At 35.7% G+C, this 21436-nt stretch carries 21 protein-coding genes; 10 read left to right on the top strand and 11 right to left on the bottom strand.

Annotated features, from left to right (window positions below; translation table 11 throughout):
• Positions 1 to 27 precede the first annotated feature (27 nt).
• Positions 28 to 1251: a sterol desaturase family protein gene (locus tag H7U22_RS08595; RefSeq protein ID WP_187070937.1), complete on the bottom strand. Its 1224-nt coding sequence runs from the start codon at positions 1249 to 1251 to the stop codon at positions 28 to 30.
• Between the two features lie 161 nt (positions 1252 to 1412).
• Here H7U22_RS08595 and H7U22_RS08590 point away from each other — a divergent pair, with 161 nt between their 5' ends.
• The 5 genes from H7U22_RS08590 (at position 1413) to H7U22_RS08570 (ending at position 6445) form a co-directional block, all read left to right on the top strand.
• Positions 1413 to 2171 carry an ROK family protein gene (locus H7U22_RS08590; RefSeq protein ID WP_187070936.1) on the top strand — a complete coding sequence of 253 codons (759 nt, stop codon included), beginning with the start codon at positions 1413 to 1415 and terminating at the stop codon, positions 2169 to 2171.
• A gap of 88 nt (positions 2172 to 2259) precedes the next feature.
• Entirely contained in the window at positions 2260 to 3675 is a 1416-nt protein-coding gene (gene gndA / locus H7U22_RS08585) for an NADP-dependent phosphogluconate dehydrogenase (RefSeq protein ID WP_187070935.1), read from the top strand.
• Positions 3676 to 3703: 28 nt separating this feature from the next.
• Positions 3704 to 5218 (top strand): glucose-6-phosphate dehydrogenase, encoded by a 1515-nt coding sequence (zwf, locus tag H7U22_RS08580; protein ID WP_187070934.1) that lies wholly within the window; start codon positions 3704 to 3706, stop codon positions 5216 to 5218.
• A gap of 102 nt (positions 5219 to 5320) precedes the next feature.
• Complete coding sequence (gene pgl / locus H7U22_RS08575; protein ID WP_187070933.1) at positions 5321 to 6046, top strand: 6-phosphogluconolactonase; 726 nt, start codon at positions 5321 to 5323, stop codon at positions 6044 to 6046.
• 30 nt (positions 6047 to 6076) lie between these two features.
• The gene (locus tag H7U22_RS08570; protein ID WP_248284704.1) at positions 6077 to 6445 is read left to right on the top strand and encodes a DUF5655 domain-containing protein; all 369 of its coding nucleotides are present in this window, start codon (positions 6077 to 6079) and stop codon (positions 6443 to 6445) included.
• A 212-nt stretch (positions 6446 to 6657) separates the two neighbouring features.
• Here the strand turns inward: H7U22_RS08570 and H7U22_RS08565 are convergent, their stop codons facing one another.
• From H7U22_RS08565 to H7U22_RS08555, 3 genes are all read right to left on the bottom strand, one after another.
• Positions 6658 to 7539: a Ppx/GppA phosphatase family protein gene (locus H7U22_RS08565; protein WP_187070932.1), complete on the bottom strand. Its 882-nt coding sequence runs from the start codon at positions 7537 to 7539 to the stop codon at positions 6658 to 6660.
• 1 nt (position 7540) lies between these two features.
• On the bottom strand, positions 7541 to 9598 hold the full coding sequence (gene ppk1 / locus H7U22_RS08560; protein WP_187070931.1) for a polyphosphate kinase 1: 2058 nt from the start codon (positions 9596 to 9598) through the stop codon (positions 7541 to 7543).
• Positions 9599 to 9698: 100 nt separating this feature from the next.
• Positions 9699 to 10334 (bottom strand): hypothetical protein, encoded by a 636-nt coding sequence (locus H7U22_RS08555; protein WP_187070930.1) that lies wholly within the window; start codon positions 10332 to 10334, stop codon positions 9699 to 9701.
• Between the two features lie 76 nt (positions 10335 to 10410).
• On the opposite strand from H7U22_RS08555, the gene H7U22_RS08550 reads away from it, so the two are divergent.
• The 4 genes from H7U22_RS08550 to H7U22_RS08535 all read left to right on the top strand — a co-directional run bounded on the left by H7U22_RS08550 (position 10411) and on the right by H7U22_RS08535 (position 13870).
• Positions 10411 to 10902, top strand: a complete 492-nt coding sequence (locus tag H7U22_RS08550) for a YajQ family cyclic di-GMP-binding protein (protein WP_187070929.1) — start codon at positions 10411 to 10413, stop codon at positions 10900 to 10902.
• An 86-nt stretch (positions 10903 to 10988) separates the two neighbouring features.
• Positions 10989 to 11435 carry a GNAT family N-acetyltransferase gene (locus H7U22_RS08545; protein ID WP_187070928.1) on the top strand — a complete coding sequence of 149 codons (447 nt, stop codon included), beginning with the start codon at positions 10989 to 10991 and terminating at the stop codon, positions 11433 to 11435.
• A 72-nt stretch (positions 11436 to 11507) separates the two neighbouring features.
• Positions 11508 to 12104: a DUF4142 domain-containing protein gene (locus tag H7U22_RS08540; protein WP_187070927.1), complete on the top strand. Its 597-nt coding sequence runs from the start codon at positions 11508 to 11510 to the stop codon at positions 12102 to 12104.
• Between the two features lie 167 nt (positions 12105 to 12271).
• Complete coding sequence (locus tag H7U22_RS08535; protein ID WP_187070926.1) at positions 12272 to 13870, top strand: S8 family peptidase; 1599 nt, start codon at positions 12272 to 12274, stop codon at positions 13868 to 13870.
• Between the two features lie 67 nt (positions 13871 to 13937).
• Here the strand turns inward: H7U22_RS08535 and H7U22_RS08530 are convergent, their stop codons facing one another.
• Genes H7U22_RS08530 through H7U22_RS08520 form a run of 3 tightly spaced genes read right to left on the bottom strand, consistent with a single transcriptional unit; the run spans position 13938 to position 17667 of the window.
• Positions 13938 to 16061, bottom strand: coding sequence for a xanthine dehydrogenase family protein molybdopterin-binding subunit (locus H7U22_RS08530; RefSeq protein WP_187070925.1), 2124 nt, complete (start codon positions 16059 to 16061; stop codon positions 13938 to 13940).
• Positions 16062 to 16063: 2 nt separating this feature from the next.
• The gene (locus H7U22_RS08525) at positions 16064 to 17047 is read right to left on the bottom strand and encodes an FAD binding domain-containing protein (protein WP_187070924.1); all 984 of its coding nucleotides are present in this window, start codon (positions 17045 to 17047) and stop codon (positions 16064 to 16066) included.
• The gene (locus H7U22_RS08520) at positions 17044 to 17667 is read right to left on the bottom strand and encodes a (2Fe-2S)-binding protein (RefSeq protein WP_187070923.1); all 624 of its coding nucleotides are present in this window, start codon (positions 17665 to 17667) and stop codon (positions 17044 to 17046) included. The genes H7U22_RS08525 and H7U22_RS08520 overlap by 4 nt, the downstream gene beginning before the upstream one ends.
• 175 nt (positions 17668 to 17842) lie before the next feature.
• On the opposite strand from H7U22_RS08520, the gene H7U22_RS08515 reads away from it, so the two are divergent.
• A complete protein-coding gene (locus H7U22_RS08515) occupies positions 17843 to 18493 on the top strand; it encodes a YceH family protein (RefSeq protein ID WP_187070922.1) in 651 nt (216 codons plus the stop codon).
• A 1-nt stretch (position 18494) separates the two neighbouring features.
• On the opposite strand, the gene fabF is transcribed toward H7U22_RS08515, so the two are convergent.
• From fabF to H7U22_RS08495, 4 genes are read right to left on the bottom strand one after another with little or no spacing between them, the layout of a single operon-like run.
• Positions 18495 to 19745 carry a beta-ketoacyl-ACP synthase II gene (gene fabF / locus H7U22_RS08510; RefSeq protein ID WP_187070921.1) on the bottom strand — a complete coding sequence of 417 codons (1251 nt, stop codon included), beginning with the start codon at positions 19743 to 19745 and terminating at the stop codon, positions 18495 to 18497.
• Positions 19742 to 19975 (bottom strand): DUF2798 domain-containing protein, encoded by a 234-nt coding sequence (locus tag H7U22_RS08505; RefSeq protein ID WP_187070920.1) that lies wholly within the window; start codon positions 19973 to 19975, stop codon positions 19742 to 19744. Before H7U22_RS08505 ends, fabF begins: the two co-directional genes overlap by 4 nt.
• A 13-nt stretch (positions 19976 to 19988) precedes the next feature.
• Positions 19989 to 20756: an SDR family oxidoreductase gene (locus H7U22_RS08500; protein WP_187070919.1), complete on the bottom strand. Its 768-nt coding sequence runs from the start codon at positions 20754 to 20756 to the stop codon at positions 19989 to 19991.
• A 50-nt stretch (positions 20757 to 20806) separates the two neighbouring features.
• Positions 20807 to 21394 carry a TetR/AcrR family transcriptional regulator gene (locus H7U22_RS08495; protein ID WP_187070918.1) on the bottom strand — a complete coding sequence of 196 codons (588 nt, stop codon included), beginning with the start codon at positions 21392 to 21394 and terminating at the stop codon, positions 20807 to 20809.
• Positions 21395 to 21436 lie beyond the last annotated feature (42 nt).

The raw sequence follows: 21436 nt of genomic DNA, 5'->3' as shown, positions 1-21436 counted from the left end.
TGAAAACCGAAATAGAATGAAATACAATTATTTGGCTTTTGAATAGTAAAGCACGTACTTGGTGTAAATTTTACTTAAAGAAATTGTACGTTCTAGAATAACTAATGCTATAATTGGAAATACAGCAAATTCGAAATGATTAAAGTTGTAGAATGTGTAAGTAAATATCAGAATCAACCTAAAACATTCAAGATAATAAATCCACTTTCTTTGCTCTAACAAAGCACCAATATTTATAAGTGTTAATAACACCAATATCAGGATGAAAGCGCTATCTATAAACTGTAAATAACTGTAGAATAAAGTTGTGATTGTGAGTATAACCACAACTAAACCAAGTTGTATATTGGCATAGGTTTTAAATTTAAATTTAGAAGATTTTCTTTTGGAATTTTGAAAATATTTCTCTTCCAAAATGGGACGGATATTTTGATCCATTAATGCTGGGCTTCCAAATAATGCATTACACTTAGCTTTAAACCCATTCGCTCTCTTGTAAGCTTCGCCTATTTCTAAATAGTAATGAAAATGTTGCCACAAGAAACTATAGCTTTTAATTGGATGTGTTAAACCATATTTCGGTGCCTCCTCTTCCGTTTGAAAAGTACCAAAAATCTTATCCCAAAAAACAAAAACATCACCATAGTTTTTATCTAAATATTTTTCATCGGAAGCATGATGAACGCCATGGAGCGAAGGTGTGATCAAAATATTTTCCAGCCACCCAATTTTACCAATGAGCTGGGTATGGGTAAAAAATGAATAGGCACCATGAGCCAAAAGAATCGTTATAATCATATTTGGATGAAAACCAACCAAAGGAAGTATGCACCAAAAAACGTTTCTAAAAATGGCTTGAATAGTTGTAATTCTGGCCGCTGCCGATAGATTGAACTCTTCACTTTGATGGTGAACAATATGTGCTGCCCAAAGAAAATTAATTTCGTGCCCCAACCTGTGGTACCAATACCAAACTAAATCTGTAGCCCACAGCAATAAAACCCACACATACCACCTATTTGGAATTTCAAATATCGAATAGTTGGTGTAAACCCAATTGTAAACTTGATAAAAACTTGCCGCCATAAATAGGTTTAATAACCGTTCTGCAATACCCACACTAAAATTAGCAACCGTACTCTCGTATTTAAAAACAGAAGATTCCTTTTTGTACTGCGCAATTTTAAGCTCTATATAAACAAAAAGGAAGAACGCTGGAATGGCAAAAGCAAGGTAGTTTACGCTAAACATAACTGATGACTTGGTGATTTTATAAGTCACAAACTTAACAATAAACTACTAAATACATAGAATTAGTAGTTTATTATTTTAAATTAGTTCACATTCTATTCGTTTAATCTTTTTTGTTTTGATTAATTTGTAAAACTCAGTTTTATAAAACAACAAAAATAATGGTTACAAAAAAGAAAGCTGCAAATCCCAACATTTTATCGATTGATATAGGCGGTACAAGCATAAAAACTGTCCTTCTGGATGAAAACGGAAATATGCTGACTGAATATTTAAAAAGCAAAACACCTGCAGAAGCGACTCCAAAAGATATAGTAACAGGAATAATTGATCTGATTAAGCCTTTTCCCATTACTTATGATCGGGTATCAATTGGCTTTCCTGGATATGTTAAAAATGGAATTGTTAAAACTGCACCAAATTTAGCGAAGAATAAATGGGAAGATATTGATCTGGCTCAATGTGTTGCCGATGCTTTAAACAAATCGGTACGATTGGTTAATGATGCCGATCAGCAAGGATTAGGTGTTGTTGAAGGTAAAGGTTTCGAAATCGTTTTTACAGTTGGTACTGGTTTCGGTACGGCTTTACTTTTTGATGGCGAACTCCTGCCCCACTTAGAGTTAGCGCATTTTCCAATTAGCAAAGAAGAAGATTATGATGATTATATCGGAAATAAGGCCTTCGAAAAAATTGGTACAGAAAGATGGAATAAACGCTTGAAAAAAGTTATTGAAATTTATAAAACAGTTTTCAATTATGACACCTTATATATAGGTGGTGGAAATTCTAAACAAATCGATTTTAAATTGGAAGACAATATTAAACTTGTAACCAATAGAGATGGAATTAAGGGCGGCGCAAAACTTTGGAAGCTTGCTGATAAGTACAATATTTTCACGGTAGAACCGAAATCATAAAACTGTATTTTATTACAATCTAATAACATCATAATCTGCAATATTAATTTGTAAACCCTAATTTTGGGTGCATAATAAAAAACAAAAAATGGCAACTAGCGATTCAAAACAATATAAATTAGGAATGATTGGTTTAGGTACAATGGGCCGAAACCTCTTACTAAATATGGCTGATAAGGGTTTTTCTGTAACGGGTTACGATAAAGACCATAAAATGATTGCCAAGCTTGAAGAAGAAGGTAAAACACATAATCTTAAGGGCTTCGATAATATTGAAAATTTCATAAGCAGTTTGCAAACGCCAAGAACATTAATTTTATTGGTTCCGGCAGGACCAATTGTAGATAGCGTAATTGCAGAATTAAAACCGCTGTTAAGTAAGGGTGATATTATTATTGATAGTGGAAATTCACATTTTACCGATACCAATCGTCGTGTTGATGAATTGGAAAAAGATGGTCTTCATTTTTTCGGAATGGGAATTTCTGGGGGAGAAGAAGGAGCACGTTTTGGCCCTAGTATGATGCCTGGTGGAGATAAAGAGGCTTACAATGTTGTTAAGGATGTTTTTGAAGCAGTTTCGGCAAAAGTTGGTTCCGATCCCTGTGTAACTTACATCGGCCCAGGTGCCTCCGGTCACTTTGTTAAAATGGTTCATAATGGTATTGAATATGCAATTATGGAGCTTATTGCTGAAGTTTACGGCATCCTTAAAAATGGACTTGGTTACAGTAACGAAGAAATATATAAAGTTTTTAAGAAATGGAATGAAGGCAGACTTCAGTCTTTCCTTTTAGAAATTACTGCAGAAATCTTCCTATTTAAAGATACGGAAACTCAAAATGATCTTCTGGATCAAATTAAAGACGAAGCCCGTTCTAAGGGAACTGGAAAATGGACATCAGAAGTTTCAATGGAACTTCAGTTACCAATTCCAACTATTAATGAAGCTGTATCAAACAGAGATCTCTCTAAATTTAAAGCCTTAAGAGTTTCTTTAGAAGATGCTTTCGGTAAAAAAGATAATAAAATTGATGTTACTGTTGATGAGTTAGAAAACGCATTTTACTTCTCCATGATTAGTGCTTATGCGCAAGGCATGCATTTATTGGTTCAAGCATCTAAAGAATATGAATATAATTTGCAGTTGCAAGAAATTGCCAAAATATGGAGAGGTGGCTGTATTATTAGAGCCAAATTCTTAGAAGATATTTATCAGGCTTACGAAAAAAACAATGCTTTAGAGCACTTATTTGGCGATGCCGGAATTCAGGAAATTATCAAAGGTACATTATCAGGAACACGTAAAACCGTTTCTGCATGCGTAAACGCAGGCGTGGGTATCCCAGCTTTTGCTTCTACCCTAACCTATTTCGATACCATTACAACAGCTAGAATGCCTTCGAATTTAATTCAGGCGCAAAGAGATTTCTTCGGCGCTCATACTTTCGAACGCATTGATAAAGACGGTGTTTTCCATGCAGATTGGAACAAACTTTCTTAATAATTTAGACACACGAATCCACAATAAAATGAAAACCAAAACCGCGTTAAACCCCACAATATTTGTAATATTTGGTGGTACAGGTGATTTAAACAAAAGAAAATTAGCTCCTGCTTTATACAATCTTTTTATAGAAGGTTATATGCCAGATAATTTTGCAATTATTGGTACAGGTAGAACTGAATTTACAGATGATAGTTATAATAAAGCTTTAGAAGATGCAGTTAACGAGTTTTCGCGGACTGGAAAAGTAAAAAAAGACAAATGGGAAACTTTTGGCAGTACCATTAGCTATTGCCCAACCGATTTTGCTCAACCAAAAACTTTCGAAAACTTAAAGGCAAGTGTAGAGAAATATCAAAAAGAATATGGCCCTGAAACTCAAGTTATTTTTTACTTGGCAGTGGCGCCTAATTTCTTCCCAATTATTGCAGAATGTTTGCAGAAATATAAGCTAACTCAAGATGAAGATAATAGCAGAATTGTAATCGAAAAACCATTTGGTCATGATTTAGATTCCGCTAGAGAGTTGAATAAATTATTGAGTAACATCTTTACTGAAAAGCAAATTTACCGGATCGACCATTATTTGGGTAAAGAAACGGTTCAGAATATGATGGCTTTCCGCTTTGCAAACGCACTTTTCGAACCATTATGGAACAGATCCTACATCGATCACGTTCAGATTTCGGTAACCGAGCAATTAGGCGTTGCAGATCGTGGTGGCTATTATGAAGGTGCAGGTGCATTGAGAGACATGATTCAAAATCACCTCTTACAGTTGCTTTGTTTAATTGGAATGGAAGCACCAATTAATTTTGATGCTGATGAAATTAGAAATCGTAAAGTGGAAGTTTTAAAGGCAATGCGTCCGTTTTCTGCTGAAGATATTCGTTTCCACACCGTTCGTGGTCAGTATAGCAAAGGCTGGGTAGAAGGAAAAGAAGTTCCGGGTTACCGTCAAGAAAAAGGCGTAGATCCTCATTCAAATACCGAAACATTTGCTGCAGTTAAGTTTCATATTGATAACTGGAGATGGCAAGGAATTCCATTCTATTTAAGAACGGGAAAACGTCTAAATCAAACTTCATCTTTAATTACCATTCAATTTAGGGATGTTCCGCACCAAATTTTCTCTTCTGATGTTACCGAAAACTGGCAACAGAATAGATTGGTAATCAGCATTCAACCAGAAATGAGTATCCGCATGCAGGTACAGGCAAAGAGACCAGGTTTGGATATGGTTTTAAATCCAGTTGATATGGTTTTTGATTATAAAGGAACATACGATAGCGATACCCCCGAGGCTTATGAAACTTTATTGCTTGATGCCATGATGGGCGATCAAACTTTATTTATGCGTGGCGATCAGGTTGAGGCTGCATGGGAATTGGTGATGCCAATTTTAAATACTTGGGAGAGTAAAAAATCAATTAATTTCCCTAATTATCCTGCAGATAGTTGGGGACCAGAAGAAGCTGAAGCATTAATTGCAAGAGACGGTTTCCATTGGTTTAATTTGCCTCTGAAAAATAAAGAATAATACTTAATTCGTTATTTGCGAGGCACGAAGCAATCTTATTGCCTTATAAAAGCGATTGTTTTAAGATTGCTTCGTGCTTGTCAATGACGTTACCTATAAAAAATGAATCTACTCATATACAAAACACCAGAAGAATTAAATCAAGATTTAGCAGATTATATCATAAAAATCGCTGAAGTTTCGATAGAAGAAAATGATCGATTTAATTTTGTTTTAACCGGTGGTGGTTCTCCAAAAGGACTTTACAAAATACTTTCTACTGAATGTAAGGACAGAATTGATTGGGAAAAAGTTTATTTCTTTTTTGGTGATGAGCGCAATGTTCCTGCTGATGATGAAAATTACAACGGCCTAATGGCCAAGAAAAGTCTTTTCGAAGGACTTGGAACTGCTCCTGATCATATCTTTTATATTGATACCACTTTAGCACCAGAAAAGGCTGCTATCGAGTATAAAAAAACAATAGATAAGCATTTTAATGGAAGCGATATTGTCTTCGATTTTATACTTTTGGGCATGGGTGATGATGGGCACACGGCTTCAATTTTTCCTCATACAACTTTAGTTAAAGACGAAGAAGCTACAGTTTCATCAGTATTTGTAGAAAAGCTAAATACTTACAGAATTAGTTTAACGGCGCCTTTAATTAACAAAGCAGAAAATGTTGCTTTCTTGGTTTTTGGAGATAATAAAGCAGATGCGATAAAACACGTTATTGGCGATGAAGTGAAAGATTTTGAGACCTACCCTTCGCAATTAATCGATCCAATTGATGGTAAATTAACTTGGTTTGTTGATGAAGCAGCTACTAAGTTATTGGAAGGCTAGGTTATAATAACCAATCAAAGTGATGGGTTTATGATGATGAATGATAAAAAATTAACAGATTTTTTAGATGGAAAAACGGAATATACCTTAGGGTTATTCCGTTTTTTTATTTCCGAGTTGGAGCAGTTTGGCTCTATAAATATTGTGTCCCTAAAATCGATGATTGCTCTAGAAGGAAAACATAAATTTGCTTATATCACACAGTTAGGCAAAAATTTTATCCATGTGGTTATTCCTTTTTCAAAGCCCTTTAACGATAATTTTTGTTTTAGTAAAATCGCTCAAGTTCCCGGAACTTCTCAATATAACCATCACTTAAGGATTTATCTAGAAGACGATTTTAACGAAGAAGCAAGGCAGTTTTTAAGAATGGCATATGATGGAGAGGATGTTTTGTGATAGTTTAGTTTAAAAAAGAACATCCCGGTCTGCGACCACCCCTCTAAAAGAGGAGAATTGCAAATTGCCTAAAACTTTGAAGGGAAAATTCCCCTCTCCCAGAGGGGTGCCTGCAAGGTGGGGTGTTATTCGAATAAATATTAATTAATTAAAAAGTCTTTATTCACACAAAAACCTAACGCCATGGTACGTGTCTCCACGTACCATCAAATTTAATCCAACTTCTCTTCAATTAACAGCTTAATTATACCATCAGCCATTCCGACCTTAGGTACAAAAATCTGTTTAATTCCTGTCCACTTCATTAAGGTTAAGTAGATTTCGCAAGCCGGAATAATTACATCCGCACGATCTGGATTTAAACCCAAACTATGAATTCTTTCCTTTAAAGAATAACTCGTTAACTTATTATACATCGAATTTAGCTTCTGTAAGGACAACGGAGCATTATCTTTCTCATCAGACATTCGGAAAAGTTTATTGATATTTCCTCCAGTGCCAATTCCAGCCAAATTTTTGTAATTTTTGGTATTCTCCTTTACCCAAGTTTTCATTTCTTCCCAAGTTTCTTCTTTATCTTGATTATCAAGCATGCGAATAGTACCGATATTAAACGACCGAGAAGCTTCTGGAACACCTTTTACAAAAACAGAAAGCTCCGTACTACCCCCACCAACATCAATATAGAGATAGGTTTTATTTTCATCTAACTCGGCTTCAATGTGGTTGGCATAAATAATATTCGCCTCACGCTGGCCTTCAATAATTTCAAGATCCAAATCCGTTTCAGCCTTAATTAGTTTTACAATTTCAGCACCATTTTGAGCTTCACGCATGGCAGATGTAGCGCAGGCCAAATATTCGGTTACATGATAAACGTCCATTAAATCTTTAAAGGCCATCATTGTTTTAACCAAATCTCCGGATTTTTTAGCAGAAATATGCTGATCTAAAAAAGCATCATCGCCCAAACGAAGTGGAACACGAATGAGTGTGTTTTTCTTGTATTTGTATTTCCCGTCTTGCTTACTAATATCTGCAATAAGTAGTCTAACCGCGTTTGATCCGATATCTATAGCTGCGTATCTTAACATTCTATTGGTGCTTGGTTTTTAAATAGTTATAAATATCAATCTGCGCTCTTATCTTTTTACTCAATCTGTTTTTATGGTACTTATTATTGTTGAGGGCATTTATCTGTCTGGATTTGGTATTATCTTGTAATTGAAGATCAATGATATCCTGAATTTCCTGTTTAACATCTGGATCTAAAACCGGAAAACCAACTTCTACCCTATGCTCAAAATTTCTGCTCATCAAATCTGCAGAGGAAAGGTACATATCGTTTTTTCCATTATTACTGAAGATGTAAACACGGGCATGTTCCAAAAATTTATCTATAATACTTATTGCCGTAATATTCTCACTGAAACCCTTAACACCAGGAACTAAACAACAAATCCCTCTTATAATCAATTGAATTTTAACGCCCGCATTACTTGCTTCATAAAGTTTGGCAATAATACCTTCATCAGCCAAACTATTTACTTTTAGTAAAATGTAGGCCAGTTTTCCCTGCTTTGCATTTCTAATTTCGCGGTTAATAAAATTGGTTAATTTCGATCTGCTTTCTAAGGGCGAAACAATTAAATGTTTAAAACCTTTGGTTACAGTTCTTTTGCTTAAGGCATCAAATAGCTTGACTAAATCATTGGTGATTTCCTTTTTAGCAGTAAAAATACTGTGATCGCAATATAGGCCAGCAGTTTTTTCGTTAAAGTTTCCCGTAGCTAAATTGGCATAGTATACTGGTTTCTCTTTTTCTATCCGCTTAACCAAACATATTTTTGAGTGCACTTTATAGTCTGTTAAACCATAATTTACCTTAACACCTTCTTCCATTAAACGGGAAGTCCAAAATATGTTTGCCTGCTCATCAAATCGAGCTTTTAGCTCTAATACTACAGAAACATTTTTGCCATTTTTGGCCGCGTTAATCAAGGCATTAATTACTTTAGAATTCTCTGCAAGGCGATAAAGTGTGATTTGAATCTCTGTAACTTTTGGATCTATTGCAGCCTCACGAAGAAATAAAATAATATAATCGTAAGATTGATAAGGCAAGTTAATTAGATAATCTCGTTGTGCAACCTTTGCAAATACACTTTCAGTTCTGTGTAAACCATGAACCTTCAAAGGCACATTTGGTGTATATTCAAGTTCTTTTTTACCTACATTTGGGAATGCGATGAAATCTCCGAACTTATGATAACGATTACCTGGAATTAGACTTTCGGCTTCAAGTTTTAATTTATTGACCAAAACCGTAAGCATGTTCAAAGGCATGGCAGAATCATAAAGCAAACGCATTGGCTTACCCTTTTTACGTTTCTCTAAACTGCTTTTTAAATCTTCAATAAATTTATCGTTGATATTTTTATCAATATCAAGCTCGGCATCTCTAGTTAACTGAATGGAGTACGCTTCTAAATTATCATAAGTAAAAACGTAAAATATATCATCGAGGCAATATCGAATAATATCTTCTGCCAGAATTATAAATTTTAAATCGTTTGTTTCGGGAAGAACCAAAAATCTAGGCAGGCTTGGAGGCATTTCAATCAATGCATATTTCTCTTTTACTTTCGTATCGGTACGAGATAATTTTACGAAGAAATAGAGAAATCTATCTTTAAGTTCAGGAAAAGGCTTATCCATATCCAACATAATCGGAACTAAGTTGGAGAGAATTTTATCACGAAAATGATTTTTAACAAACTCACCTCTACTTACGTTAAGCTGGGTATCGTTTAAAATGAAGATTCTGTTTTGGGCAAGTTCATTGATTAACGTTGCCTGAAAAAGCTGATCGAATTTCCGCTCTTGCTTTACAACGATATTTTTAATTTCATTAAGAATTTTTTTAGGATTGAATCCTAATAATGCTTTGGCCTTTTCGTTTAGATTGGTTAGCCTAGTCATGGTGGCTACTCGAACACGATAAAACTCTTCTAAGTTGGATGAAAATATAGATAGGAACTTGATACGCTCAATAAGTGGTACGGTTTCATCGGCTGCTTCTTGCAACACACGTTCATTAAAATACAACCAACTTATCTCGCGATTAAAAAATGGTAACTTATTCTTGCTCATCTAAAAAAATAAAAATCCCTGCCTAAACAGGGATGTCTCAAAACTGCACATTAATTTGTTAACTCGATGTTAATTCATTTGCGTATTAACGTTAACAAATTTATTTTTTTACCGCTGGCTTAACAATCTTTTTAGCAACTGTTGTTGCTTTTGCTACTGCCTTAGGTGCAACTTGTTTTGCAGTTGAGGCTGCTTTAACTGGTGCCTTTTTAACTGTAGCAACTTTTGTTTTCGCAGCACCAACTGCTTTCTTAACCACTGTTTTGGATTCTGCAACTGGCGTAGCAACGGCTTTTTTAACTGCTGTTGTTGCTTTAGCAACAGGTTTAGCTATTGCTTTTTCGGCCTTTTCGGCGGTTGCAATGGCACCTACTTTTACACTTTGCACAACAGGCTTAGATTTTGCTACTGCCTTCTTTACAACCTTTTGTGCAGATTTTTCTGCTTTATTAACAACTTTAACTACAGGCTTTTTAATTTCTTTTTTGACTGATTTAGAGGATTTAACCAATTCATCAATTTTCTGACCAACATCGGCTTTGATTACCGTAAATTTTTTGGTTAACTTTTTAGCCACACGTTTACTCGCTTTGCCCACCTCACTGCTAATATCAGATACATCATGACCTAAGCTTTTAATAACATCCAAAAACTTATCGGTGATAGATTGTTCTAACTGTTTCTTAACTTCTTTCTTGGCAACCTTTTTTAGAGACTTGGATTTAGTGGTTTTCATATTATTTTTCGTTTTTTTGTGGAGTCGATTTAATTTATCTTAAATCTACTTATTTTTTTACTTTAAAGCTAAAAACATGCCTTCTTTTGATATTGTAAGTAAAGTTGATGCGCAAACACTTGATAATGCCATTAATAATGCCAAAAAGGAAATTTTAAACCGTTTCGATTTTAACGGCTCGAAAAGTACTGTAGATTTGGATAAAAAAACAAATGTTGTAACCATCGTTACTGAAGATGATATGCGTTTAAAGGCGATTACAGATTCTATAATCACACGCATGATGAAACAAAATTTAGACCCAAAAAGTTTGGATTTTGGAAAAGAAACCATTGCCTCAGGAAACATGCTCCGCAAGGAAATAACCATTAAGGAAGGTTTGGATAAAGAAGCAGCCAAAAAAGTTGTTGCCAAAATTAAAGCAAGCGGATTAAAAGTTCAACCCGCAATTATGGATGATCAAGTACGTGTTACTGCCAAAAAAATTGATGATCTGCAAGCCGTAATGAATGTTTGTAGAGCTGAAGATTTTGGTCAGCCACTTCAGTTTATTAATATGCGCAATTAAAATAAAAGATATTTTGTGATCGATTAATGGGCACAAAAATTAACCGATTAAACAGTTAAACACTTCGATAATTAATTAAACTTCAAGTGGAAATTACAGAAAACGGATTTGTTTTTTCAGATAAAAAAGAACTGCTTCAAATAGATTCTATTCACCATTATTTGAGCAAAGAATCTTATTGGGCAAAAAATATCCCATTAGAAACCGTTAAGCGTTCTATAGATAATTCTTTATGTTTCGGCATTTACAAAGGCACTAAACAGGTTGGCTTTGCTCGTTGGATTACCGATAAGGCAACCTTTGCATGGCTTTGCGATGTTTATGTTGAACAGGAATTTAGAGGCTTGGGGTTATCAAAAAAACTAATGGCTTTTATGATTTTTCATCCAGATCTTCAAGGGCTCCGCCGTTACCAATTGGCAACTCTTGATGCACATGGCTTATATGAGCAGTTTGGTTTCTCTGCCCTAGAAAATCCAGAAAGGCAAATGGGCATAACAGTTTCAAATGTATATGATATCGATCCATCCTAAACTCTATAATTTTCTTTGAAAAAACCTTTTGCATGCAACCTTGTTTTGTAAATACATCAAAACTAAAAAAGCATGAAAAGGATATTTTATATCGGATTTGCACTAAGCTGTGCGCTAACGTTTCAAGCGTGCCAAAGCGCAGATAAAAAATCATCAACAACGAAAGATAGTGTTCAAGGCGATACCAATATGGTTAACGGAAACCACGTTGTAGGATCTGAAAGTACTCAAAGCGGATTAGATGAAGAAGGATCTACCTTTTTAAAGAAAGCTGCCGTTGGCGGAATTATGGAAGTGGAGGCTGCGAAAATTGCGCTTAAAAATGCAAAAAGTGCCGAAGTTAAAAGTTTTGCAAGCCAAATGCTTACGGATCATACTCAAGCAAATAGCGAATTAAAAGCCATTGCTGTTGATAAAAAAGTGATTACTCCAGATGGATTGCCTGCAGAAGAACAGATGCATCTAGATGAAATGAAAAAAATGACAGGATCGGATTTTGATAAGCACTATATCGATATGATGGTTACTGATCATGAAAAAACAGTTGAGCTCCTTAAACAAGGAACTTCAAATAGAGACCAAGCGATTAAAAGCTGGGCAACAAATACCTTAAAAGTGATTGAAGGACATACGGAGAAAGCTAAGAAACTAGCTTTAGACTTAAAATAGATTTCAAATAAACTAATTCATCCCGAGTGCAAAACACTCGGGATTTTTTTTGCTCTTCTATAATCTTAATCCAACAATTAAATGCGCTTTTGCATTGATTTTTAACAGAATTTATTTATTTCAAAAATTAAAATTATCTTTCGACGTTAAATACAAAAAATACACAAATGAATAAGAGTAGAATTTTTAAAACCCTGTTGAATATTACAGTGGTTAGTGCTTTACCTTTTATGGCTTCTGCACAAAAGGTCAACTGGCAAAATCTTGATCTTAAAACAGATACAACTTTTGGTATCAGTACAGAAAAAGCATATAAAGAACTTTTGAAAGGCAAAAAATCAACTAAAGTTATTGTTGCCGTTAATGATGGAGGCGTAGATGCTCAACACGAAGATTTAAAGCGTGTTATGTGGGTAAATGCGAAAGAAGTTGCAGGTAACGGTAAAGATGATGATAAAAATGGTTACATCGACGATATCCATGGGTGGAACTTTTTAGGTGGTGCTAAAGAATCTATCAACTACGAAACATTAGAATTAACCCGTTTGGTTCGCCGTGATCAGGTTAGGTTTGCCAGCACAACGGATGCAAATGTTGCAGAAAAAGACAAAAAAGATTTCGAAGCATTTAAAAAAGAAAGAGCAGATTTAGAACAACAACTTGGAGAAGCTAAAGCAAATTTATCTGGCATAACAGGTTTTAAAAATGCTCTGGATGCAGTAGTTAAAAAAATCGGAAAAGAGGTTCCAACTGCTGATGATTTCGCCAAATTTAAACCAGAAACTCCGGTTGAAGGCAGAATTCAGAATGCTGTAGCCGGTGCTCTAAAAGACATGACTTTTACTGAGTTTTATAACGATCAGATTCTTGAAGGTTTAAAATATTATACTCAACAGGCAAATTATAATTTAAACGTAGACTACGATCCTCGCGGAATTGTTGGAGATGACCCTAACAATAGCAAAGAAAAGTTCTATGGGAATAATGATGTTGCTGGTCCAGATGCATTACACGGATCTCATGTTTCGGGAATTATCGGAGCCGATAGAACCAACAAATTGGGTATTATGGGCGTTGCAGATAATGTTGCAATTATGGGTGTTCGTTGTACTCCAAATGGAGATGAACGAGATAAGGATGTTGCGAATGCCATTCGTTACGCTGTTGATAATGGTGCAAAAGTAATCAACATGAGCTTTGGTAAATCGTACAGCTGGGATAAAGCAACTGTAGATGAAGCTGTAAAATATGCAGTTTCTAAAGATGTACTTTTAGTGCATGCAGCTGGTAATGATAATAAAGATTTAGAAGTTGAAAACAATTTTCCAAATAGTAAGTATTTGGATGGAACAGTTGCAAGCTCATGGATTACCGTTGGCGCTTCTGGCTGGAAAGATGATGAGACTTTGAAAGCAAGTTTTTCTAATTTCGGTAAAACTCAAGTTGATGTTTTTGCTCCTGGAGTAAATATAAACTCAACTGTTCCAGGCTCAAAATACAAAGAAGAAAATGGAACAAGTATGGCATCTCCTGTGGTTGCTGGCTTAGCCGCTTTAATTCGTTCTTACTATCCGAAATTAACTGCTGTTGAAGTTAAAGACATCATCATGAAATCAGTTGTTAAAATAAATCACAATGTTTCATACAAAAAAGGTGAAGGCCCAGATGCTCAAAGTGTTTCAGTTCCTTTCTCTGATTTATGTGTGAGTGGTGGAATTGTTAATGCTTACAACGCATTAAAATTAGCAGCAACTTACAAGAAATAAGAAGTTTTAAGCTCATAAAAAAAGCGAACCAAAAGGTTCGCTTTTTTTATATCTACTCAATATTTTTTTACGCTAAAATTTTATCTGGAGTAATTGGCAAATTACGAATTCTTTTGCCTGTTGCATTGAAAACCGCATTTGCAACGGCTGCTGAAAATCCAATCAGCGCAATTTCTCCCATCCCTTTAGCACCCATTGGGTTAACTAAAAAATCTGGCTTATCAATAAAAATTACATCAATTTCTGGAACATCTGCATTAACTGGTACATGATAATCGGCAAAGTTGTTATTAATGTACCTTCCATATCGATGATCTACGATGGCTTCTTCTGTTAGTGCCATTCCAATTCCGCCAACAGCGCCACCAACCATCTGGCTCCTAGCTGTTTTTGAACTTACAATTTTACCAGAATCTCCTACAGATACAATTTTACTTACTTTAACAACTCCTGTTAAACTATGAACTTTTACTTGCACAAAGTGAATTGAAAAAGAGTACATAGAATAATTATCGCGTTCCTTACCGCTCTGGCTTTCTTTGGTTATTTCAACAGAGGGGAGTTTATTTTTCTTAAGCACATCAACAAAGTTCGAAGTTGCATCCATATTCGAGTTTGCCGCAAGTTCTGCAATGGTTGATTTTAACGCAACACAAACATCATTTACAGCAGAGCCAATAGTAGATAATGTTGCCGAACCGCCCTGACTTGGTGCAGGTGGAAGAGACGAATCTCCAAGTTCGAATGTTATTTTGCTTGTCGGGATGTTTAGGAGTTTGCTTGCGATTAACCCCATTCCGGTTCCAGTTCCAGGACCGATATCGCTTGTTGCACTTTGAAGGAGCAAAGTTCCATCTGCTCTTAAGATTCCTTTTACGCTGGCTTTGCCTCTATTGGCATTAAATACACCAACGCTTACACCATAACCAGTTTGCCAAGATCCTTCAATTAAGCTTCCAGGCTTATTTTTTCTTTTGCCCCAGCCTATCTTTTCAGCACCAAGTTTATAAGCTTCCTTAATATTTTTGCTGGAGAAAGGTTTATTTTTTTGCTGATCCATTTCGGGATCATTCTTAATTCTAAAATCCAAAGGATCCATATCCAATTCGTGCGCCAATTCATCTATAGCGCTCTCCAATGCAAAGGCTCCAGTTGCTTCACCAGGGCCACGCATCCAAATAGGTACACCCAAATCTACCGGAACAATTGTGTATGAAGTATTTACGTTATCACATTGGTACATAAACTTTGCCATGTTTACAACACCCTCTGTAAAGTTTTCATACGAGGCAGTTTCTCCAAAGGCAGTATGTGTAATGCCAGTTAACTTGCCATCTTTTGTAGCGCCCAAACCTACTTTCTGGATTGCTGTAGGACGATTACCAACCATTGTAAACATTTGCATTCTGGTGATTACGAGTTTTACAGGTTTACCAATATGCTTAGAAGCCATTACCGTAGCAATTTCCAAAGGCCAAGTTCTTAAGCCCATTCCAAAACCTCCGCCAACAAACTCAGAGTTTACCTGAATGTTCTCTATTGGGATTTTAAAAACATTTGCAATTGTGCCCTGTGTAGCCTTAACACCTTGTGTTTTTGCGTAAACAGTTACTTTATTTGCTGGTCTCCAGTCGGCAATAATCCCGTGCAATTCCATAGGGTTATGCGTTTCGATTGGTAGAATATACTGTTGTTCAATTTTAATTTCAGCAGTTTTATAGGCATTTTCTATTCCACGCTTATAATCTGGCTGACCTTGAAGTTTCTTTGCTTTTGAATTCTTTAGTGCTTTATCTAAATTGGTATTGAACTCTTCTTTTGCATACGTCGCCTTTACTAAAGAAGCGGCATAAGTTGCTCTTTCAAAAGTATTTGCAACAACAATAGCAATCGGCTGACCATTATAAAAAATTTTATCCGTGTAAAAGATTTTCATTTGTGAGCCGCCCTCCTGCTCGTATGCAGGTGCAGATGGTTTATTTAAATGAGAAAGTACAGCGATAACTCCAGGCGCCTTTTCAGCAGCCTTTGTATCTAGCGCAGTAATTTTCCCTTTTGTAATGGTGCTTGTAACCAATACTCCATAAGTTAAACCGGGCAATTCATATTCTGCAAAATACTTCGCACCGCCTGTAACTTTCAAAAACCCGTCTACGCGATCGTTTTCATCCTTTAAAATTCGATTTTCCATAACTACGCTTTTGATTTTGCAAGATTCAAGGCCTCAATAATTGTATTTGGAGCAAGTTTTAATTTGAAGTTATTTTCTCCAAATCCCTTTGCATCTGTCATAGATAACTTCGCTGCCTGCTCAAAGTTTTCCGTTGTCGCATCTTTCCCTTTTAAAAATTCTTCTGCAGTTGTTAATCGCCAAGGTTTATGTGCCACGCCACCCATTGCCAAACGCACGTTAACTATTTTATTATTCAAAAGTTCTAATCCTGCTGCAACTGAAACGAGTGCAAAAGCATAAGAAGCTCGATCTCTAACTTTTAAATAATAAGAGTTTTTAGCCAGATTATTTAATGGAATCTCTACCCGAACAATCATCTCATCGGGCCTTAAGTTATTGTCTAATTGAGGTGTATCACCAGCCAAGCGATGAAAATCCTTAAATAAGATTTTTCTTTCTCCCTTTGAATTTAAGAGCACAACTTCAGCATCTAAGGCAACTAGGGCGATACACATATCGCTTGGGTGCACTGCAATACATTTTTCAGAAGTTCCGAAAATGGCATGCATTCTATTAAAACCATCAATTGCACCACAACCAGAGCCCGCCTCACGTTTATTGCATGGCATTTCGGTATCGTAGAAATAGCCACAACGTGTTCTTTGCATCATGTTTCCACCAACTGTTGCCACGTTTCTAAGCTGCGCAGAAGCTCCTGCCTGCAATGCCCAAGAAAGTAATGGGAGTTTTTCTTTAATCAATGCATGATCAGCAACAGCAGAATTTGTTGCCATTGCTCCAATATGAATTTTTGTTCCAATTAACTCAATTTGTTTTAATGGAACATGATTGATATCTATTAATCTTTCAGGAGCGGTTACGCCTCTTTTCATTAAATCGATTAGATTTGTACCGCCAGCAAGAAATTTAGAATTTTTACCTTTTTGCAATAAGACTAGGGCAGATTTAGCTGATGTAGTTCTTAAATATTGAAAATTGATCATACTTTCATCCCTCCTTCCTTTACTTCAACTATTGCATCAACTATATTGGGATAAGCACCACATCTACAAATATTCCCACTCATATACTCACTAATTTCAGCACGGCTATTGGTATGCCCCTCTCTTACGCAAGCTACAGCCGACATAATTTGTCCAGATGTACAGTATCCACATTGAAAACCATCATGCTTGATAAAAGCTTGTTGCATTGGGTGCAACTCTTCTCCATTTGCAAGTCCTTCTATAGTGGTAATTTTTTTTCCTTCATTCATCACAGCTAAACTCAAACAGGAGTTTATTCTTTCACCATCTACATGAACAGTACAAGCCCCGCACTGACCATGATCGCAACCCTTTTTTGTACCTGTTAAATGAAGTTCTTCCCGCAGATAATCTAATAGTGTAACTCTAGGCTCTATAAATGCTTTGTAAGCTTTATTATTGACCGTTACATTAAGCGGAATTTTTTCAAAAAGCTCTGCAAAGCGCTCATCTGCTTGGCTTTCTGCTGCTTTCATAGCAACCGACGGCGTTAATGCAATGGCAGTTATTAACGAACTTTTTTTAAGGAAATCACGCCTGCTATCGCCTGAATTCTTTTTATTATCGGAAGATTGCATAAAAAATATTTTAGAGATGGTTATACTTTTCTAAGTTCGTAAACTTAATATTGAAAATAGAGTAATTAAGAAATTTAGAATAATTCTATTCTGTAATATTTTTGCTTAAAGCACTCAAAACAAATCAATAACAAAATAATTTTCAAAATGTTGTGTCAATTTCTATTTTTATCGAATGGAAGATATTAAACCACTACTTGATTTATCAGCAGAAGAACAACGTATTTTGGGTTCGTTAATTGAAAAAAGCAGAACCACACCTGATTATTATCCAATGACTTTAAACAGTTTAACAGCTGCTTGCAATCAAAAAAGCTCTAGAAATCCTGTGGTAAATTACGATGAAGAAACGGTAATTTTAACGCTGAATTCTTTAAAAATTAAAGGTTTAATTTCCACTGCAACAGGCGGTTCTAGCAGAGTAATTAAATACAAACATAATCTTGGTATTGTTTATCCTTTAGTACCATCAGAACTTTCCATCCTCTGCCTTTTACTTTTGCGTGGGCCTTTAACTCCTGGCGAAATTAATAGCAATTCTGGAAGACTTTACGAATTTGAAAGTATAGAAGAAGTATTGGAACAGCTTCAAAAACTATCAGATGAGGAATCTCCTTTTGTTAAACAATTGGCCAAAAGAGCTGGACAGAAAGAAGCTCGCTTTGTTCATTTGCTGGGCGAACAAACCGATGTGATAGAAACAGAACAGCAATTAGCACAAACAACAATTTCCCAACCCAATAATGAGCTGGAAAATCGTATTGCGAAACTAGAGCAAGAACTTGAAGAATTAAAAGAGATTGTAAATCTCTTAATGGATAAATAAGTTAACCTTCGTATTTCTTAAAAATTGTGCTTGCTACGTGGCCACCAAAACCAAAGGTGTTATTCAAAACATAGTCGATTTCTTTTTTAATTGCCTTTCCTAAAATAATATTTAATCCAGCGGGGATATTTGGATCTAGATTTAAAGTATTAATTGTTGGTGGAATAATTCCATTTTTAATTGCAAGAATGCTGATTAAACTTTCTACCGCACCAGCAGCGCCCAATAAGTGTCCTGTCATAGATTTTGTTGCTCCAATAACAACGGGCAAGCCATTAAAAACAGTTTTAATTGCGTTCAGTTCGCTCAAATCGCCTAAACCCGTAGAAGTTGCATGGGCATTTATGTAATCGATTTTATCGGCAGTTATGCCAGCATCTTTTAAAGCTTTGGTCATTCCTAAAGCTGCACCAATTCCATCTGGAGGTGTTCCTGTCAAATGATAAGCATCTGCAGCCATTCCTCCGCCAATAATTTCGGCATAAATATGTGCACCACGATTTAAAGCATGATCCAAATCTTCCAGAATTAAAGCGCCTGCCCCTTCTCCCATTACAAAACCATCTCGATCTGCATCGAAAGGTCTGGAAGCGGTTTGTGAATCATCATTTCTTTTTGATAAAGCTTGAGCTGCGTTAAAACCACCAACTGATGATTTGGTAATTGCTGCTTCCGATCCTCCGGCAATCATCACGTTTGCCTTTCCCAAACGAATGGTATCAAAAGCATTTATAATTGCTGTGTTTGAAGATGCACAAGCAGAAACGGTACAATAATTTGGCCCACGCAATTTGTGGCGAATTGAAATTGCACCTGCAGCAATATCAACTATCATTTTGGGGATAAAAAATGGACTAAATCTCGGTGTTCCATCTCCAGCATGAAATTCTTCTAACTGAGATTCGAAAGTGGTTATACCACCGTTTCCAGTTGCCCAGATTACACCAACTTCTGCCAACTGATCATCATCCATTGAGGTAAAATCAAGTCCAGAATCTTTGATTGCTTGGTCGCTTGATGCAATAGCATATTGTGTAAAAAGGTCAAATTTTCTGGCTTCTTTTTTCTCCAGAAACGCTTCAGGATTAAAATCTTTTACTTCAGCAGCAAAATGAGTTTTAAACTTGTTACTGTCGAACTTGGTAATTGGACCAACTCCATTTTTACCCTCAATAATATTCGACCAAAAACTCTCTACTGTGTTACCTAAGGGTGTTATTGCACCCAAACCGGTTATAACTACTCGTTTCATTTTATATTTTTTTTGTCGCTCTCTGCAAAAAGATAATCGACGAATGATTGAACTTTTGGGGCAATAAACAATATAGCAGGAATGGCTACAACGTAGGAAATTCCCCAAGATTTTAACCAGATGCTCATAAAGTTTGCTGTAAAACCTAAATTCACACTTATTGCAGCAAAGGTTACGATTCCAGTTGTAAAAACGGCCATAATAAATGCAAATGTTATTTTCTTTTTCATTCCTGCTCTTTGATTAGTTTACCGATTCTACCCAAGCTTTTCTATTCGCATTCATCGCATTTAGGGCATCTATTGGGGATTGGCGAAACAATTCGTAAATTTTAGCGGTATCTCCAACCCTAATTTCAAATTCATCTTTGCCTAAAGCCACTATAAATTCATCTGCAACAACAGCGGGTTTTATTCCATTATGGCCACCAATTTCTTTTGAAAATTCGGTATCAACCAATGGAGGCATTAACTCGAATACTTTAACGTTAGTTTCTTCTAAGCTTAATCTAAGTGAGGTTGTGTAAGAATGTAAAGCTGCTTTACTAGCTGCATAACCAGGCAACGTTATTCCAGGAACATAAGCCACAACCGAAGAAACATTTACTATTGCTGATTCATCTTGCTGTTTTAGAATTGGCAAGAGTTTTTGATTCAATCGAATGATAGACAGATAATTGGTTAGCATTTCATCTTCAGCATTGGCAAAAGCATCCTGATTTTCATCGGCTAAATTGTAAAGCAATGCTCTGCCAGCATTATTTATAACCATATTTAATTGTGGAAATTCTGCCTTTATTACAGCAACCAATTGCTCTACATCTTCTGCTTTGCTTACATCAGAAAGAATTGTAGTTACGTTTTGAAGCGATGCATTTACTGCATCTAAGCGTTCTTTATTTCTGCCGGTTATAATAACATGATTGTTTAAAGCAGTTAATTGTTTTGCAATTTCTAAACCTATTCCAGCGGTTCCGCCGATAAGTAAAACGGTATTTTGTGAAGTTTTCATATTTATAATTATTATTTTATACCAATCGGTATATTTAAGCGTAAAATTTTTTATCCGAGGTTAGTGATGTATTTTTTTAAGGAGTCCATAATTAGGTTCCAGTGCTCTATTTTTTTTGTTAAACGAGAAATCATAATTCCGCCTTCAATCATGGCAATAACCGTTAAAGCAATTTGTTCTGAATTATTATCTGGATGAATTTCTTTATTGGCAACTCCTTCTTCCACTAGTTTTATTATTGTTTTTTTCCATGACAATACAGCTTTTAATACTTTTTCTCTCAATGCTGGATGCGTATCATCCGCATCGGTTGCAGTGTTCAAAACTGGACAACCGCCTTGAGAAATTGAACCAATGAAGAAATTTTGATAGATTTTTGCATACGCTAAGAGTTTTCCTTTGGTTGTGGTTTGCTTACTTATCTCCGCTTCTATTTTCGAAACGTTATTTGCAAAATTATAATCGAATGCGGCCAATGCTACCTCATCTTTATTTGCGAAGTTGCCATAAATACTACCTTTTGTTAAGCCAGTGGCTGTAGTAATATCATTTAAAGAAGTACCTGCGTAACCTTTCATGTTAAAAATCGGAGCCGTTTTCTCTACAATGAAATTTCTTGTTTTTTCTGCCTTAGTCATGGTATGTTAATTTGACAGCACAAATATATACCAATCGGTATA

Origin of the sequence: Pedobacter fastidiosus (genome assembly GCF_014306625.1) — a bacterium.
Taxonomy (GTDB): Bacteria; Bacteroidota; Bacteroidia; order Sphingobacteriales; family Sphingobacteriaceae; genus Pedobacter; species Pedobacter fastidiosus.
The sequence above is the reverse complement of the archived record's forward strand: the minus strand, read 5'-3'. Positions and strand labels throughout refer to the sequence as shown.

Bases quoted from the DNA above. Each gene is read 5' to 3' on its own strand.
- H7U22_RS08595 (WP_187070937.1), bottom strand. From the start codon at position 1,251: ATGTTTAGCGTAAACTACCTTGCTTTTGCCATTCCAGCGTTCTTCCTT.
- H7U22_RS08590 (WP_187070936.1), top strand. From the start codon at position 1,413: ATGGTTACAAAAAAGAAAGCTGCAAATCCCAACATTTTATCGATTGAT.
- gndA (WP_187070935.1), top strand. From the start codon at position 2,260: ATGGCAACTAGCGATTCAAAACAATATAAATTAGGAATGATTGGTTTA.
- zwf (WP_187070934.1), top strand. From the start codon at position 3,704: ATGAAAACCAAAACCGCGTTAAACCCCACAATATTTGTAATATTTGGT.
- pgl (WP_187070933.1), top strand. From the start codon at position 5,321: ATGAATCTACTCATATACAAAACACCAGAAGAATTAAATCAAGATTTA.
- H7U22_RS08570 (WP_248284704.1), top strand. From the start codon at position 6,077: ATGATGATGAATGATAAAAAATTAACAGATTTTTTAGATGGAAAAACG.
- H7U22_RS08565 (WP_187070932.1), bottom strand. From the start codon at position 7,539: ATGTTAAGATACGCAGCTATAGATATCGGATCAAACGCGGTTAGACTA.
- ppk1 (WP_187070931.1), bottom strand. From the start codon at position 9,598: ATGAGCAAGAATAAGTTACCATTTTTTAATCGCGAGATAAGTTGGTTG.
- H7U22_RS08555 (WP_187070930.1), bottom strand. From the start codon at position 10,334: ATGAAAACCACTAAATCCAAGTCTCTAAAAAAGGTTGCCAAGAAAGAA.
- H7U22_RS08550 (WP_187070929.1), top strand. From the start codon at position 10,411: ATGCCTTCTTTTGATATTGTAAGTAAAGTTGATGCGCAAACACTTGAT.
- H7U22_RS08540 (WP_187070927.1), top strand. From the start codon at position 11,508: ATGAAAAGGATATTTTATATCGGATTTGCACTAAGCTGTGCGCTAACG.
- H7U22_RS08535 (WP_187070926.1), top strand. From the start codon at position 12,272: ATGAATAAGAGTAGAATTTTTAAAACCCTGTTGAATATTACAGTGGTT.
- H7U22_RS08530 (WP_187070925.1), bottom strand. From the start codon at position 16,061: ATGGAAAATCGAATTTTAAAGGATGAAAACGATCGCGTAGACGGGTTT.
- H7U22_RS08525 (WP_187070924.1), bottom strand. From the start codon at position 17,047: ATGATCAATTTTCAATATTTAAGAACTACATCAGCTAAATCTGCCCTA.
- H7U22_RS08520 (WP_187070923.1), bottom strand. From the start codon at position 17,667: ATGCAATCTTCCGATAATAAAAAGAATTCAGGCGATAGCAGGCGTGAT.
- H7U22_RS08515 (WP_187070922.1), top strand. From the start codon at position 17,843: ATGGAAGATATTAAACCACTACTTGATTTATCAGCAGAAGAACAACGT.
- fabF (WP_187070921.1), bottom strand. From the start codon at position 19,745: ATGAAACGAGTAGTTATAACCGGTTTGGGTGCAATAACACCCTTAGGT.
- H7U22_RS08505 (WP_187070920.1), bottom strand. From the start codon at position 19,975: ATGAAAAAGAAAATAACATTTGCATTTATTATGGCCGTTTTTACAACT.
- H7U22_RS08500 (WP_187070919.1), bottom strand. From the start codon at position 20,756: ATGAAAACTTCACAAAATACCGTTTTACTTATCGGCGGAACCGCTGGA.
- H7U22_RS08495 (WP_187070918.1), bottom strand. From the start codon at position 21,394: ATGACTAAGGCAGAAAAAACAAGAAATTTCATTGTAGAGAAAACGGCT.